The 14,872-nt window shown below is 62.0% G+C and carries 14 protein-coding genes and 2 tRNA genes; 9 read left to right on the top strand and 7 right to left on the bottom strand.

Features of this window, described 5'->3' with window-relative positions; all coding sequences use genetic code 11:
- Positions 1–72: 72 nt before the first annotated feature.
- Positions 73–2,406 carry a Tex family protein gene (locus BM136_RS03050; protein WP_092970725.1) on the top strand — a complete coding sequence of 778 codons (2,334 nt, stop codon included), beginning with the start codon at positions 73–75 and terminating at the stop codon, positions 2,404–2,406.
- A 187-nt stretch (positions 2,407–2,593) separates the two neighbouring features.
- Positions 2,594–3,052 carry a hypothetical protein gene (locus tag BM136_RS03045; RefSeq protein ID WP_092970162.1) on the top strand — a complete coding sequence of 153 codons (459 nt, stop codon included), beginning with the start codon at positions 2,594–2,596 and terminating at the stop codon, positions 3,050–3,052.
- An 82-nt stretch (positions 3,053–3,134) separates the two neighbouring features.
- Here the strand turns inward: BM136_RS03045 and BM136_RS03040 are convergent, their stop codons facing one another.
- Positions 3,135–5,036, bottom strand: coding sequence for a potassium transporter Kup (locus tag BM136_RS03040; protein WP_092970160.1), 1,902 nt, complete (start codon positions 5,034–5,036; stop codon positions 3,135–3,137).
- Positions 5,037–5,429: 393 nt separating this feature from the next.
- Here BM136_RS03040 and BM136_RS03035 point away from each other — a divergent pair, with 393 nt between their 5' ends.
- Positions 5,430–5,669, top strand: coding sequence for a hypothetical protein (locus BM136_RS03035; RefSeq protein ID WP_092970158.1), 240 nt, complete (start codon positions 5,430–5,432; stop codon positions 5,667–5,669).
- A gap of 9 nt (positions 5,670–5,678) precedes the next feature.
- Here BM136_RS03035 and BM136_RS03030 read toward each other — a convergent pair whose 3' ends face one another.
- On the bottom strand, positions 5,679–6,713 hold the full coding sequence (locus BM136_RS03030; RefSeq protein ID WP_092970723.1) for a quinone-dependent dihydroorotate dehydrogenase: 1,035 nt from the start codon (positions 6,711–6,713) through the stop codon (positions 5,679–5,681).
- A 229-nt stretch (positions 6,714–6,942) separates the two neighbouring features.
- Between BM136_RS03030 and BM136_RS03025 the strand changes: the two genes are divergently transcribed.
- The 5 genes from BM136_RS03025 (at position 6,943) to BM136_RS03005 (ending at position 9,427) form a co-directional block, all read left to right on the top strand.
- A tRNA-Met gene (locus tag BM136_RS03025) sits at positions 6,943–7,019 on the top strand.
- Positions 7,020–7,047: 28 nt separating this feature from the next.
- Positions 7,048–7,124, top strand: a tRNA-Met gene (locus tag BM136_RS03020).
- A gap of 193 nt (positions 7,125–7,317) precedes the next feature.
- Entirely contained in the window at positions 7,318–7,905 is a 588-nt protein-coding gene (locus tag BM136_RS03015) for an NUDIX hydrolase (RefSeq protein WP_092970156.1), read from the top strand.
- A gap of 24 nt (positions 7,906–7,929) precedes the next feature.
- Positions 7,930–8,676 carry a leucyl/phenylalanyl-tRNA--protein transferase gene (aat, locus tag BM136_RS03010; RefSeq protein ID WP_092970154.1) on the top strand — a complete coding sequence of 249 codons (747 nt, stop codon included), beginning with the start codon at positions 7,930–7,932 and terminating at the stop codon, positions 8,674–8,676.
- Positions 8,663–9,427, top strand: coding sequence for an arginyltransferase (locus tag BM136_RS03005; protein ID WP_092970152.1), 765 nt, complete (start codon positions 8,663–8,665; stop codon positions 9,425–9,427). The genes aat and BM136_RS03005 overlap by 14 nt, the downstream gene beginning before the upstream one ends.
- 184 nt (positions 9,428–9,611) lie before the next feature.
- Here BM136_RS03005 and BM136_RS03000 read toward each other — a convergent pair whose 3' ends face one another.
- The 4 genes from BM136_RS03000 to BM136_RS02985 all read right to left on the bottom strand — a co-directional run bounded on the left by BM136_RS03000 (position 9,612) and on the right by BM136_RS02985 (position 12,445).
- On the bottom strand, positions 9,612–9,926 hold the full coding sequence (locus tag BM136_RS03000) for a TM2 domain-containing protein (protein ID WP_024975544.1): 315 nt from the start codon (positions 9,924–9,926) through the stop codon (positions 9,612–9,614).
- 69 nt (positions 9,927–9,995) lie between these two features.
- Positions 9,996–10,277, bottom strand: coding sequence for a hypothetical protein (locus BM136_RS02995; RefSeq protein ID WP_092970150.1), 282 nt, complete (start codon positions 10,275–10,277; stop codon positions 9,996–9,998).
- Positions 10,274–11,683 carry a LutB/LldF family L-lactate oxidation iron-sulfur protein gene (locus BM136_RS02990; RefSeq protein ID WP_092970148.1) on the bottom strand — a complete coding sequence of 470 codons (1,410 nt, stop codon included), beginning with the start codon at positions 11,681–11,683 and terminating at the stop codon, positions 10,274–10,276. The genes BM136_RS02995 and BM136_RS02990 overlap by 4 nt, the downstream gene beginning before the upstream one ends.
- 36 nt (positions 11,684–11,719) lie before the next feature.
- Positions 11,720–12,445, bottom strand: a complete 726-nt coding sequence (locus tag BM136_RS02985; protein WP_092970146.1) for a (Fe-S)-binding protein — start codon at positions 12,443–12,445, stop codon at positions 11,720–11,722.
- A 240-nt stretch (positions 12,446–12,685) separates the two neighbouring features.
- Between BM136_RS02985 and BM136_RS02980 the strand changes: the two genes are divergently transcribed.
- Positions 12,686–13,483 carry an IclR family transcriptional regulator gene (locus BM136_RS02980; RefSeq protein ID WP_092970144.1) on the top strand — a complete coding sequence of 266 codons (798 nt, stop codon included), beginning with the start codon at positions 12,686–12,688 and terminating at the stop codon, positions 13,481–13,483.
- 68 nt (positions 13,484–13,551) lie between these two features.
- Here the strand turns inward: BM136_RS02980 and pbpG are convergent, their stop codons facing one another.
- Entirely contained in the window at positions 13,552–14,748 is a 1,197-nt protein-coding gene (gene pbpG, locus BM136_RS02975) for a D-alanyl-D-alanine endopeptidase (RefSeq protein WP_092970142.1), read from the bottom strand.
- Between the last annotated feature and the right edge of the window lie 124 nt (positions 14,749–14,872).

Below are 14,872 nucleotides of genomic sequence, written 5' to 3'. Positions count from 1 at the left end.
CGGATTTACGCTCAGGAACAGGGTTCGCGTTGTGGCAAAATGCGCGGCTTTCCATCGCACTCTCTGGAAGCAATGACTGATTCCGTGTTGCAGAAGATCGTCTCCCGCATCGCCACTGAACTGGCGGTCAGGCCGCAGCAGGTTGCCGCCGCCGTGCAACTGCTGGACGAAGGCGCCACCGTGCCCTTTATTGCGCGTTACCGCAAGGAGGTGACGGACAACCTGGACGACACGCAACTGCGCAACCTGGAAGAACGCCTGCTGTACCTGCGCGAACTGGAAGACCGCCGCGCGGCCATCCTGGCTTCCATTGAAGAGCAAGGCAAGCTGACCGATGCCCTGCGTACCGCCATCGAGGCGGCCGAGACCAAGCAGGTGCTGGAAGATCTCTACCTGCCCTACAAGCCGAAGCGCCGCACGCGCGCTCAGATCGCTCGCGAATGCGGCTTGGAGCCGCTGGCCCAGGCACTGCTGGCCGACCCGACACTCGACCCTCAAACCGAAGCCGCCAAGTTCGTCAACGGCAATCCGACTGCCGATGGCGGCGTGCCGGACGTGAAGGCCGCGCTGGACGGCGCGCGCGACATCCTCTCCGAGCAGTTTGGCGAGACGGCGGAGCTGCTGGGCAAGGTGCGCGACCACCTTTGGAATCAGGGCCAGGTTTCGTCGACGGTGGTCGAAGGCAAGGAAAGCGCCGAAGAAGAAAAATTCCGCGATTACTACGCATACAGCGAGCCGATCCGCAACGTACCGTCGCACCGCGCGCTGGCGCTGTTCCGCGGCCGCAACGCGGGCGTGCTGTTCGTCAAGCTCGGGTTGGGCGAAGAACAGGACGCGTTAATCCCCCACCCGTGCGAAGTCATGATCGCGCGCCATGTCGGCATCGAAAACAAAGGCCGCGCGGCGGACAAGTGGCTGTCGGACGTGTGCCGCTGGTGCTGGCGCGTAAAGGTCCAGCCGCATATCGAAACCGAACTGCTCACGCAACTGCGCGAATCCGCTGAGGCCGAGGCCATCAAGATCTTCGGTCGCAATCTGCACGACCTGCTGCTGGCCGCGCCGGCTGGCCCCAAGGCGGTAATGGGCGTCGACCCGGGCATCCGCACGGGCTGCAAGATCGCAGTGGTGGACCACACCGGCAAGCTGCTCGAAACCGCCACGATCTACCCGCACGAACCGCGCCGCGACTGGAACGGTTCGCTCGCAACGATGGCCCGTCTGGCCAAGCAGCACGGCGTGGCACTGGTTTCCATCGGCAACGGCACAGCAAGCCGCGAGACCGACAAGCTGGTGCAAGACCTCATGCGTAACGCTCCGGAGCTGAAGCTGACCAAGATCGTGGTGAGCGAGGCCGGCGCGTCGGTGTATTCAGCGTCGGAACTGGCGGCCAAGGAATTCCCGGAGCTGGATGTGTCGCTGCGTGGCGCGGTGTCGATCGCGCGTCGCCTGCAAGACCCGCTGGCCGAACTTGTGAAGATCGACCCGAAGTCGATCGGCGTCGGCCAGTATCAGCATGACGTGAACCAGCGCGAACTGGCCCGCGCGCTGGACGCCATCGTCGAGGATTGCGTCAACGCGGTCGGCGTGGATGTGAACACGGCCTCTGCCCCGCTGCTGGCGCGTGTATCGGGTCTGAACTCGATCCTCGCCAAGAACATCGTCGAATATCGTGATGCCAACGGCGCATTCACCAACCGCGACGCGCTCAAGAAAGTACCGCGCCTGGGTGACAAGACGTTCGAGCAGGCCGCCGGCTTCCTGCGCATCAATGATGGCGACAATCCGCTCGATCGCTCCTCGGTGCACCCGGAAGCGTATCCGGTGGTCAAGCGCATCCTGGACAGCATCAAGAAAGGCATCGGCGACGTGCTCGGCAACTGCGAGGCGCTGCGCGGCCTGACCGCGCGCGACTTCACCGACGAGAAGTTCGGCCTGCCGACCGTGGTCGACATCCTCTCGGAACTGGAGAAGCCCGGCCGCGACCCGCGCCCCGAGTTCAAGACGGCGACATTCCAGGACGGCGTAGAAGACATCAAGGATCTGCAGCCCGGCATGGTGCTCGAAGGCGTGGTGACGAACGTGGCAGCGTTTGGCGCGTTCATCGATATCGGCGTGCATCAGGATGGACTGGTACACGTGTCGGCGCTGTCGACCAAGTTCGTGCGCGACCCGCACGAGGTGGTCAAGCCCGGCCAGATCGTCAAGGTCAAGGTGATGGAAGTGGACGTGAAGCGCAACCGTATCGGTCTGACCATGCGCTTATCCGACGAGCCCGGCCAAGCGCCTGCGCGTACCAGCGGCGGCGATCGCCCGAGTAGTGGCGGCAATCGCCACGGCGGCCAGCAGCGTCGCGCGCCGGAACCGTCCGGCGCCATGGCGGAAGCCTTCGCCAAGCTCAAGCGCTAACGCAGATTCTGTTTAGCGGAACCCGCCCGGTTTTCAGACTCGGCGGGTTTTTTCATGGCTGGGCGCGCCCGTTACACATCCTTACGCGCATGGATATTTTCTAACACTCGCGCGTCGGCGCCACGTCTTTTCCGCCCGTTATGGAGACACAGGCACACACCGCCTGGCACCCACGAGGAGAAACTCCATGAAGACGAGCCACACCCTGATCGCTGCCCTGCTTGCTGTTGCCGGTACCGCCGCTTTCGCACAGACCACGCCGCCCGCTCCTGTGTCGCCTGTTACGCAAGTCCAGCAAGACAATCAGAAGATTCATCAGGACAACCGTGACATCCGTCACGATAACCGCGACATTCGCCACGACCGCGCCGATATCGGCAAAGACAAGGCTGCCCTGGCTGACGAACGCGCCGAGCGCAATACCGCGCAACGCCGCGAAAACCGCGATCTGGCAAATGGCAACGTCAAGGGTGCCGAATACTGGAGCAAGCAACGCGCTCAAGATCAGCATCAGGTCAACGCCGACCGCCGTGACTTGCACCAGGACCGCAAGGACCTGCACGCCGACGTCAAGGATCGCAACCACGACATACACGCCCGCAACCACGAAGTGCACAAACGCGACCGCGATGCCTCGAAGATCTAACCCGGACATCGCCTGACATCCAAACAAAACGGCCCGTGCGTCTCTCTCGCACGGGCCGTCTGTTATGCAGCGATACGATCGGTCAGATCTCGACCTTCGTGCCCAACTCCACCACGCGGTTTGCAGGGATGTGGAAGAAGTCCGACGGCTTGGCGCCGTTCTGATGCATCCACGCAAACAGACGCTCGCGCCACATCGACATGCCCGGCAGCTTGGACGGCACCACCGATTCACGCGCAATAAAGAACGACGTATCCATCAGCTCGCAGCGCGTGCCAATCTGCGGTTGACCCAGTTCGAGCACACGGTACACGTCCGGCGTTTCCTTGAAGCCGTACTCCGCCTTGACGATGTAGATGCCGCTGCCCAAGTCGCGCACGGACACGCGGCGCTTGTCGTCCACGTAGGGAATATCGCGCGTGACGAAGCTGATGAAGATCACGCGCTCGTGGAGCACGCGGTTGTGCTTCAGGTTATGCAGCAACGACACCGGCACGAACTCTGTATTGCCGGTGAGGAAAACGGCCGTGCCCTCGACACGATGCGGCGGATGCGCCAGCAATCCGGCCAGGAACGGCTCGAGCGGGATGCCGTCCTCCAGGCTGCGAGCGCGCAGAAGTTTCTTGCCCTTGTACCAGGTCATCAGCAGGAAGAACACACCGGCGCCCAGCGTCAGCGGGAACCAACCGCCATCGCGGATCTTCAAGAGGTTGGCCGAGAAGAACGCCATGTCGACCACCAGGAAACACAGGCTGACAAGCGTCACCAGCACCGGATGCCAACGCCAGACTGAGCGCATCACCACTGCCGCCAGCACTGTCGTGATGACCATCGTTGTGGTCACGGCAATGCCGTAGGCGGCGGCCAGGTTGTCGGACTTTTTGAACGCCAGCACCACGCCCACCACTAGGATCAGCAGCATCCAGTTGACCATCGGCACGTAGATCTGGCCGATCTCGGCTTCCGAGGTGTAGCGAATGCGCATGCGCGGCACAAAGCCAAGCTGAATTGCTTGGCTCGTCAGCGAGAACGCGCCCGAAATCACAGCCTGCGAGGCAATGACGGTTGCCGCTGCAGCAAGCACGACCATGGGGAGTTGCAGCGCTTCTGGCACCGAACGGTAGAACGGGTTTTCGATGGTGCTCGGATCGGTCAAAAGCATCGCGCCTTGGCCGAAGTAGTTCAGCAACAGGCTCGGCGCCACGATGAAGAACCACGCCCAGCGGATCGGGCGGGCGCCGAAGTGGCCCATGTCGGCGTACAGCGCTTCAGCACCGGTCAGTACCAGGAACACCGAACCCAGCACGATGAACGCCTGCAGCGCATGGTCGTGCAGGAACGAAATCGCATACATCGGGTTGACGGCCCCGAGGATCTGCGGCGCCTTCACCAGATTCATCATGCCCAGCGCGGCCAGCGCAGCAAACCACAGCAGCATCACCGGACCGAACAGCTTGCCGACCACCGACGTGCCGCTGCGCTGGATGAGGAACAGCACTGCCAGGATCACGAGCGTGATCGGCAATACGAACGGCGACAAGGCGGGCGCGGCGATTTCAAGTCCTTCCATGGCGGAGAGGACCGAGATGGCCGGCGTAATCACCGCATCGCCGTAGAACATGCACGCACCGAAGACGCCCAGCATCATCAGCAGCGACATGCGCTTGGAATTGGTATTGGCCGTACGCAGCGACAGCGCCATCAGCGCGAGGATGCCGCCCTCGCCGTTGTTGTCGGCACGCATGACGAACAGCACGTACTTGAGCGACACCACGATCACCATCGCCCAAAACAGCATGGAGATGATGCCGAGCACCGCCCCGCTGGAAAAGGGAATGCCGTGCTCGGGGCTGAAGCACTCCTTGAGCGAATACAGCGGGCTGGTGCCGATGTCTCCGAACACCACACCCACGGCACCAATCACCATGGCGCGCAGGTTCACGTTGGTCTGGGGCGACCCTGTTGCTGTAAGAGCTTGACTCATGAACTTGGAAATCGGCCGAATTGCTGGCCGCTCAAAAAATCGTGCATTGCACAATGAGGGCGGATTGTACTCCCCGCCTCCATCACGCCAACCCCTCAAACGGGCATTCGTTGCCGCAGTGCATCACGATGCACAGCCATATTGGTAAAGCATTCTGCAAGGCTGAAAGAACGTTGCCCAGGCATGCACATCCCCGAATGAAGCACATTGTGCAGCGCCGGGCGGCCGCCTTGGTGCGCTGGCAACATGTCGTGCTTGCTGTGCTGCACATAGCCGAAAGTAGGACTGCAGCCGACAGAACTTTGTAGGAAAATGCCTGACAAACCTTTATTGCAAAATAACGTTGAGTGGCTAGCACCCGGCTAGCCCAACGCTTCTGACTCGGGGACGGCCTTGCCCCACTCATCTATTCGCATCTTGGGGCGTTCCAAGCCTTCGCTGACCGCACTGATTGTGCTGCTGGTCGTGGCTGCCCTATTGTTTGCGATTCCGCGCATGATCCTGCCCTGGGCGCAATCGGCCTTCGTGCAGCAGCTCGATCCCACGGTGTGGGCCGATTACGCTGGCCCGTACGACATGGCAGCCGCGGTGGTGGCCACCAGCGCGATCATCATCTTCCTGCTTCGCCGCTAAGCACGACCGTCAACGCGCGAGTGCGCGAGCGCATTCCGCCACAAGCGCCGGGCCGCGATAGATCAATCCCGTATAGAGCTGTACCAACTGCGCGCCAGCGTCGACCTTCTCGCGGGCGTGCTCGCCAGCGAGGATGCCGCCCACGCCGATGATGGGCACTGCATCGCCCAGCAAGCTATGCAATGCGCGAATCACCCGCGTCGAGCCTTCACGCACCGGCTGGCCGGACAGTCCGCCCGCCTCTTCCGCATGCGCCAGGCCGGCGACGGCCTCACGACTGATTGTGGTGTTGGTCGCAATCACGCCATCCATCTTGTGGCGCAACAGCGCGTCGGCAACGTTGGCAATCTGGTCGTCATCCAGGTCCGGCGCAATCTTCAATGCCACCGGCACGTAGCGCTTATGCAGGTCTGCCAGACGCTGCTGCGCATCGCGCAGCGTACCGAGCAGGCTGTCCAGCTCGCTCGCGCCCTGCAGTTGACGCAGGTTCTTCGTGTTCGGCGATGAAATGTTGACTGTCACGTAGCTCGCATGCGGATACACACGCTCGAGGCAATGCAGGTAATCGTCGACAGCGCGCTCGATGGGCGTGTCGGCGTTCTTGCCGATGTTCAAGCCGAGCACGCCGCCTGCCTCGCGCCACTTTGACGCCTTTACGTTATTGATAAACGCATCGACACCGCCGTTGTTGAAACCCATGCGATTGATGAGCGCGTTGGCCGCCGGCAAGCGGAACATGCGCGGGCGCGGGTTGCCCGGCTGCGCACGCGGCGTGACCGTGCCAACTTCAATGAAGCCGAAGCCGAGCGCGCCGAGCGCATCGATATACGCGCCATCCTTGTCCAGGCCAGCAGCCAGCCCGACTGGATTGGGAAACCTCACGCCCATCACCGTGCGCGGCTGCGGGGCTACGCGTCCGCCAATGCAGCCCGAAAGCCCCATCGCGTGTGCCCGCTTGAGTTGGTTCAGCGTGAAGTGATGCGCGTCTTCAGGATCCATCGAAAACAGCAGCGGGCGGACAAGCGGGTACAGGGCGTTGAGCACGATCAGAATCAAGAGAAGAACGCGAAAGGCCGCATTGTAAACGGCCAGCACGCCGCAATGCACCGTGCGCGCCGCTTTCGAACATGGCCGCGCACGATGTGCTCAAACATCAGTCCGCGCCTGCCTTTGCGGCCCATTAGAGGGGCAACACGCACCATCAAAATGCATGCAGCACGAGAAAGGTGTTGCATCGCCGCACGGATCTCGCTATAATTTTTTATTCGACGGACGCGGGGTGGAGCAGTCTGGCAGCTCGTCGGGCTCATAACCCGAAGGTCGCAGGTTCAAATCCTGCCCCCGCAACCAGCCAGAAAGTCGAATGCGTTTCTACGGACGCGGGGTGGAGCAGTCTGGCAGCTCGTCGGGCTCATAACCCGAAGGTCGCAGGTTCAAATCCTGCCCCCGCAACCAACCAAAGTAGAACGGCTCGCTCCAAGACCTGAGCCGAATCATGAAGCCCGCATACAGCGGGCTTTTTGTTTTTCTACGTTCCTAACGCGCCGTTTTGCGTGCAACTCAGTCGATACTCCCGGCCCACCCTGCGCCGCGCGGGGACGCTTCGCCGCGGTGATACACTGAGACATTCCACCCGCGACGATTCCCTATGAAATTCTGTTCCAACTGCGGCCAATCAGTCGTCTCGCGCATTCCTGCCGGTGACAACCGACTGCGCGACGTTTGCGACCATTGCAATACGATTCACTATGTGAATCCACGCAACGTGGTCGGCACCGTGCCCGTTTGGAACGATCAGATCCTCCTGTGCAAGCGCGCGATCGAGCCGCGCTACGGTTTCTGGACCTTGCCCGCAGGCTTCATGGAAATCGGCGAGACGACCGCGCAGGCCGCCAACCGCGAAACGCAGGAAGAAGCCGGCGCCAATGTCGAAATCGGCGAGCTGTACTCAGTGCTCAACGTGCCGCACGTGCATCAAGTGCACTTGTTCTACCTGGCCAAACTGAACGATCTGGATTTCGCGCCGGGGGAAGAAAGCCTGGAAGTCGCGCTCTTTAATGAAGCCGACATCCCCTGGGATGACCTGGCCTTCCCGACTGTCATCCACACGTTGCGTTGCTTCTTCGCCGATCGCGCGGCCGGCAAGCTGGCCGACGGCAGCTTCCGCCTCCACACGCTCGACATCTACAAGCCGATGCGCTCGGCCGCGATCGACACGCCGGCCACGACGCCGTAACACCTAACTCACGTTGTCCGCATCATGATTGCCTGGCTGGATCCGCATGATCCCTTCCCGCCGGTCGATCGCGCGCTCGGGCCAGAGTCTGAAGCGCCGGGGCTGCTCGCCGCCAGCGCAGAGTTATCGCCCCAACGGCTGCTGATCGCGTATCGGCAAGGCATTTTTCCATGGTATGCCCAGGGCCAGCCGGTGCTGTGGTGGAGCACCGACCCGCGTATGGTGCTGCGCCCCGAAGATTTTCGCGTCTCAACTACGTTTCGCAAGACACTGCGCCGCGTGCTTGACGACCCGGCTTGGGAAATCCGCATCGACCACGGCTTCCGTGAAACGATGGTCGCCTGTGCCACCACGGCCCGCCCGGGGCAACATGGCACGTGGATCACCGAAGATGTCATTCAGGCGTATACCGCCCTGCACCGCCGCGGCTATGCGCACAGCGTCGAGACGTGGCACGCCGGGCAACGCGTGGGCGGCCTGTACGGCGTGGCGCTTGGCCGCATGTTCTATGGCGAATCGATGTTCGCCCGCCGCACCGATGCTTCGAAAATCGCGCTGGCGGCGCTGTGCGCCTTCCTCGGCGGTCGGGGCGTCGCGATGATAGACTGCCAGCAGGAGACCGACCATTTGGCGTCGCTGGGCGGTGCCCCGGTGCCGCGCGAGGCGTTTCTCGCACATGTGCGGGAGGCGGCCAACGCGCCGGCCATTGTGCCGTGGCACTTCGACAAATCGGTGCTCCGCCGGTGGACTGTGCGCAATGAGCAAGCTTAAGGAACTCCCCCTCTCGGCATTGCAGTTCTATGCCACCGCGCCTTACGCATGCAGCTATCTCGATGGCCGCTTGGCGCGCTCGCAGGTCGCCACGCCGGCGCACCTGATCAATGCAGACGTCTATTCGAAGCTCGTGCGCGCTGGCTTCCGGCGTAGCGGCATCTTCACCTACCGTCCACATTGCGACGACTGCCATGCATGTACGCCATGCCGCGTCGTCGTTGATCAATATTCACCGACGAGAGCGCAACGCCGCGCCGCCGAGCGGCATCAAGGGCTGGAAGCGTTGGTGGCACCGCTCACCTATGTCGAAGAGCACTATCAGCTCTATCTGCTGTACCAATCGGTCCGCCATGCGGGCGGTGGTATGGACCACGACAGCCGCGATCAGTACGAGCAGTTCCTGTTGCAGAGCCGGGTGAACTCGCGTTTGGTGGAGTTTCGCGAGCCGCCCGAATCGCCATCGGCGGGCAAGCTGCGCATGGTGAGCATGATCGACGTGCTGGAAGATGGGTTGTCGTCGGTCTACACGTTCTACGACCCGATCGAACAGAAGGCGAGTTACGGGACGTACAACGTCTTGTGGCAGATCGCCCAGGCGCAGGCGCTGGACCTGCCCTACGTCTATCTCGGCTACTGGATCGAACAGAGTCGGAAGATGGCCTATAAAGCGCTGTTCCAGCCGCTGGAACTGCTCGTCAACGGCGAGTGGCGGCGGTTTGAAGACGTGGCGCCACCGGCCACGGAATGATGATCAGCGGGATGTGCGCTCGATTCCCACGTCGACCACACCATACGTACTGATACTGGAACTCTGGCTGTATTGATCGCGCGAAGTCGTACAACCTGCCAAGGCGGCGCCCACGCAAGCCAAACCTGCCGCCCACAATGCGGCGCGCTTCCACCAAGTCATTTTGCTCATAGGTCGATTCCTCTCAGGGCGCGGTCGAAAGCCGCTCGGCGAGCACAGTGTTGTATGCGCGGACCATCCCGGGAATCAGGAACATGTCCACCAGCACCCACAGCCCGCCGATGACGGCCAGCACCCAGCCAGCAGTGTTACCCATGTCGCGAAACGCCAACCATGTGCCGCCGATGTTGGCGATGGCCTGTGCGACGCCGCTGCCCGGCCGCTTCAGATAAAAGCGATGCGCTCCGAGGAAGCCCAGCAGAAACCACCACAGGTAAGCCACGCCCGAACTTTTCTTCTGGGCGTCGTACAACATGATTTCGCGGGCGGTCTGGTTCATGGCATGGGCTGACACGGGAATAAGCTGTCAGACACTAGCACGCATCCCGCGTTCCATGTCGCCTCTCGATTACATGCTGGCGAGCTTGGCCTCAGCCTTGTCCGTCCACAAACGCATTTCGGCCAGCAACGACGACGGCGAGAACGAGCAGCTTTCCTCACCAAACGACACCGCCATATCCAGCCGCTGCAGCAAGGAACGCCGCACCTGGTCGTACGCCGGTGGCAAGATCGCCAGCGGCGCGAGTACGGCATCGTCGCGCCACTGCTTGAGCACGTGCGGCAGGTCGGTCGACTTTGCGTGACGATCGAGCGCGTCGCGCAATGTTTGGAGGGATTCAGCGGTGGTCATGCTCGGGCCTTCTTTTCACGGTACAGCTCGCGGAACGTTTTGCCCGCGGGGGCCGGCATATCACGTGTATCGGTCCAACCTTTGCCGATGGGCAGCGAGTGGATCAGTTTCTTGTCGCCGCCCATCCAGCGCAGCACGCGTGCGGCAACCCAGGTGCCGGCTGAGTACAGTGCCGGTCGCCGTGCCATGAAGCCCCACATGCGCAAGCCAAGGCGCTCCGATTGCGGGCGCAGTTCGCGCTCCATTTGTTTCTCGCGCAGCGTGCGCAGCAAATCCGACAACGGGATGGACGCAGGGCACACGCGGTTGCATTCGCCGCACAGCGTGGCCGCTTGCGGAAGGTCCAACGCGTTCGACAGCCCAACGTAGCTTGGCGTCAGCACGCTGCCCATCGGGCCCGGATACACCCAACCGTACGCATGACCGCCGATCTTCTGATAGACCGGGCAATGGTTCATGCACGCGCCGCATCGGATACAGCGCAGCATCTCCTGGAAGTCGCCGCCGATGAGGCCGCTGCGACCGCCGTCGACGATGACGAAATACATATGCTCCGGGCCATCCTTCTCCCCGGGCGCGCGCGGGCCTGTGAGCAGCGAGAAATAATTCGAGATCGCCTGCCCCGTGGCTGAACGCGGCAGCAGGCGCATGACGGTGGCCAGATCTTCGAGCGTCGGCAGCACCTTCTCGATGCCCGTCACGGCAACATGCACGTGCGGCATGATCGTGCACATGCCTTCGTTGCCTTCGTTCGTGACGATCGCAACGGAACCCGTCTCAGCAATGATGAAGTTGCCGCCCGTCACGCCCATGTCAGCGGACAGAAACTGGGGCCGCAGCACTTCGCGCGCCTCGCGCGTCATCTCCGGAATATCGGTCAAGCGCGGCTTGTTGTGCGTCTTGGCGAAGAGATCGGCGATCTCCTCCTTATCCTTGTGCACCACCGGCGCAATGATGTGCGACGGCGGCTCGCTGTCATTGATCTGCAGGATGTACTCGCCCAGATCGGTCTCGATGCTCTGCACGCCCATCTCGCCGAGCACCTGGTTCAGGCGCATCTCTTCGGTCACCATCGACTTGCTCTTGATGACCTTCTTGACCTCGTGCTTGCGAGCGATTTCTGCGACCAGGCGCGCGGCATCGGCGGTGGTTTCGGCAAACAACACCTTGGCGCCACGACGCGTCGCTTCTGCCTCGAACGTAGCGAGCCAGAGGTCGAGATTTTCTAGCGCGCGGTTGCGGCGCTCCTTCAGCGCTTCACGCGTGGCTGGAAAATCGATGTCCTGGATGGCCGCCGCGCGTGCGGTGACGAACTTGGTTGAGAGCTTGGTGAGGTTCTGCTGCAGGCGCTTGTCGGCGAGCTTCTGCCCGGCGCGCGCCTTGAATTCCATGCTGCGGACTTGCATGCGATTGCGTCTCCGTCGTGTTCTTGGCGTTGCGATTTACGCGTCGCCGGCAAGGACTTGCGCGATGTGCAGCACACGCGTGTGCGTGTCGCCCGTACGGCGCAGCCGGCCTTCGATGTTGAGCATGCAGCCCACATCACCGAGCACCACGGCATCGGCGCCGCTGGCCTTGATGTTGGCGCATTTTTCATCCGCGATGGCGGTGGAGATATCGCCATACTTGATCGAGAACGTGCCGCCGAAACCGCAGCACGCTTCGCAGGCGGGCATCTCGGTCAGTTGCACGCCCGGCAGTTTGCCGAGCAGCTCGCGCGGCTGCGCTTTCACGCCCAGCTCGCGCAGGCCGGAGCACGAATCGTGGTACGTCACGTGGCCGTGAAATTCGGAATCGAGCGCCTCGACACGCGCCACATTGACGAGAAAGTCGGTTAACTCATACACACGCGGCGCCAGGCGCTCGTAGCGGCCTGCGAGCTCCGGATCGTCTCGAAAGAGATCGGCGTAGCCCTTGCGGATCATGCCGCCGCACGACCCAGACGGGATGACGACGTAATCGAACTGTTCGAATTCCTTGAGCGTTTTCTCCGCCAGATCGCGCGCCAGTGGCCGATCGCCGGAGTTGTAGGCGGGCTGGCCGCAACAGGTCTGCGCGGGCGGCACAACGACGTCGTAGCCGGCCTTTTCCAGCAGCTTGAGCACCGAAAACCCGATGTCGGGCCGCATCAGATCAATGAGGCAAGTGACGAACAAACCTACGCGCATGGGAGTCTCTTGTGTTCTGCGGGAAGCTGCCATTATGCGCCCGCTGCCCTGTCCGGCGCGGCCCTCAAGGCACAGAACTTCTTCATGTCAGCGGTGAGTGCGCTTCACGAGGCCCTACCAAGCACAGCCGGTGGCCGACTGAGAAAGCCCTCGAAAATACCCGGAATCATGCGTCGGGATGGTGCGAATTTTCACATTGTGGGATAGAATTTTGCATCGCATCCGCAACCCACTGCACCCATGGCAGAAGCAGATAAGGACCCCGGCAAGACGTCCATCCAGGTCATCGAACGCATGATGATGCTGCTCGACGCGCTTGCCGATCACGCCGATCCGGTCAGCCTGAAAGCGCTGTCCGCCAGCACCGGCCTGCATCCCTCCACCGCGCACCGCATCCTCAACGACATGGTGGCTTGCCGCTTCGTCGACCGCTCCGACCCGGGCAGTTACCGTCTCGGCATGCGTTTGCTGGAACTCGGCAACCTCGTCAAGGCACGCCTCTCGGTGCGTGAAGCGGCCCTCGCGCCGATGCGCGCCCTGCATCGCCTGACCGGCCAAACCGTCAACCTCTCGGTGCGCCAGGGTGATGAGATCGTCTACATCGAGCGCGCATATTCCGAGCGATCAGGCATGCAAGTAGTGCGTGCTATCGGTGGCCGCGCGCCGCTGCATTTGACTTCGGTTGGCAAGCTGTTCCTGGCTGCAGACGAACTCGGCCGTGTGCGGGCCTATGCCACGCGTACCGGTTTGTCTGGTCACACTCGCACCTCGATCACGGACTTGCCCAAGCTCGAACGTGAACTCAACTGGGTGCGCACCAACGGCTACGCACGCGACAACGAAGAGTTGGAACTCGGCGTACGCTGCATCGCTGCCGGTATTTATGACGATTCGCGGCGGCTGGTAGCAGGTCTGTCGCTGTCTGCACCGGCAGACCGCTTGCAGGACAGCTGGCTCGACAATCTCAAGGACACCGCGCTACAGATTTCCAAAGGCATGGGTTACACGTACGACGAGGACGCCGTACGAGCAGAGTGAGCCGCCGGTTTAGCCAACAAAAAAAGCGCGTTCGATGACGCGCTTTTTTTGTTGGGTGACGCCGAGGCTCAAGCGCCGTGCTGCTCCGATGCCAGCACGGTTGTGGGCTGCGTCGACACAGGTACATTCCGCAACGGCGCAGCAGCTTGCGTGGCCGGCTCGATGTGCGGATTGCGCTCCAGCCAATTGCGCACGCGTGTGGCATCCGCAAAGCGCGTGAGATTGCCAGCCGAATCCAGGAACACCATCACGACGTTGCGGCCGTGCACGTTGGCCTGCATCACGAGGCAGCGGCCCGCTTCGTTGATGAAACCGGTCTTCTGCAGACCAATATCCCATTCGCCGCCACGCACCAGACGGTTGGTGTTGACGTAGTGCAGCGTGCGGCCGTTGGCGTTGACCGTATGTTCAGGCGTGGTCGTGAATTGGCGAATGGTCGGCACCTTGTAGGCAGCCATCACGATCTTGGCCAGATCCTGTGCGCTCGACACGTTGCTGCTCGATAGGCCGTTCGAATCGACATAGTGCGTGTCGTTCATGCCCAGCTCGTGCGCCTTGCGGTTCATGGCGGCAACGAATGCCGGACGACCACCCGGATAGTTACGGCCCAGCGCTGAGGCTGCGCGGTTTTCCGACGACATCAGCGCCAGCAGCAGCAGATCTTCACGCGTGAGCATCGTGCCGAAGCGCAGACGCGAGCCGGTGTTGCGCTCGTAGTCGCGATCTTCATCGGTGATTTCAAGCAGCTCGTCCATCGGTTGATGAGCGTCGGTCACGACCAGCGCCGTCATCAGCTTCGTGATCGAGGCAATCGGCAGCACGGCCGACGAATTCTTCTGGAACAGCACTTCGCCGTTGTTCTGGTCCATCACCAGCGCGACGGAGGAACGCAGCGCCAACGCGTCGGGCGTCGAGCGCAGACCCATCGCCTCGCCAAGCGTCGGCGACGCCGGCACAAAGGCTGCGCGCACCGGACGTGCACCGCGCTCGACCATGATCACATGGCGCTTGCCTTTGACGGTGACGACCTTGCGGACTTTGGTGGACGCGGCGTCATCGCTGCTCGCAGCCGCGACTTTGGCGCTGGCCTTGCGATTGACGACGGTCTTGCCCGTGGATTTGACTTTGGCTTTCTTGCTGGCGGCGGGCTTTTTGTCGGTCGTGGCGGCGTTGGCCACGGTAGCGACGGAGACGGCAGCGAGCGCGACGGTCATCAGCGAAACAAAGCCGAGACGTCGAAAAAATGAGGAAACAGACCGTGACATGGTTCGATCACCCGCGCGTGAGATGGCGCAAGTGTAGGCAAAAACAAAATTCTTAGCAAGATGAAGGACTTAGCTCACGGCCTTAAAGTTTGACCTCTGGAGCCTTATCATTCGGTCATCATTT

The sequence above is a fragment of the Ralstonia sp. NFACC01 genome (genome assembly GCF_900115545.1).
Lineage (GTDB): Bacteria > Pseudomonadota > Gammaproteobacteria > Burkholderiales > Burkholderiaceae > Ralstonia > Ralstonia mojiangensis.
The sequence above is the reverse complement of the archived record's forward strand: the minus strand, read 5'-3'. Positions and strand labels throughout refer to the sequence as shown.

Coding starts and splice junctions, on each gene's coding strand:
- BM136_RS03045 (WP_092970162.1), top strand. CDS start 2,594: ATGAAGACGAGCCACACCCTGATCGCTGCCCTGCTTGCTGTTGCCGGT.
- BM136_RS02980 (WP_092970144.1), top strand. CDS start 12,686: ATGGCAGAAGCAGATAAGGACCCCGGCAAGACGTCCATCCAGGTCATC.
- BM136_RS03005 (WP_092970152.1), top strand. CDS start 8,663: ATGAGCAAGCTTAAGGAACTCCCCCTCTCGGCATTGCAGTTCTATGCC.
- BM136_RS02985 (WP_092970146.1), bottom strand. CDS start 12,445: ATGCGCGTAGGTTTGTTCGTCACTTGCCTCATTGATCTGATGCGGCCC.
- BM136_RS02990 (WP_092970148.1), bottom strand. CDS start 11,683: ATGCAAGTCCGCAGCATGGAATTCAAGGCGCGCGCCGGGCAGAAGCTC.
- BM136_RS02995 (WP_092970150.1), bottom strand. CDS start 10,277: ATGACCACCGCTGAATCCCTCCAAACATTGCGCGACGCGCTCGATCGT.
- aat (WP_092970154.1), top strand. CDS start 7,930: ATGATTGCCTGGCTGGATCCGCATGATCCCTTCCCGCCGGTCGATCGC.
- BM136_RS03000 (WP_024975544.1), bottom strand. CDS start 9,926: ATGAACCAGACCGCCCGCGAAATCATGTTGTACGACGCCCAGAAGAAA.
- BM136_RS03040 (WP_092970160.1), bottom strand. CDS start 5,036: ATGAGTCAAGCTCTTACAGCAACAGGGTCGCCCCAGACCAACGTGAAC.
- pbpG (WP_092970142.1), bottom strand. CDS start 14,748: ATGTCACGGTCTGTTTCCTCATTTTTTCGACGTCTCGGCTTTGTTTCG.
- BM136_RS03050 (WP_092970725.1), top strand. CDS start 73: ATGACTGATTCCGTGTTGCAGAAGATCGTCTCCCGCATCGCCACTGAA.
- BM136_RS03015 (WP_092970156.1), top strand. CDS start 7,318: ATGAAATTCTGTTCCAACTGCGGCCAATCAGTCGTCTCGCGCATTCCT.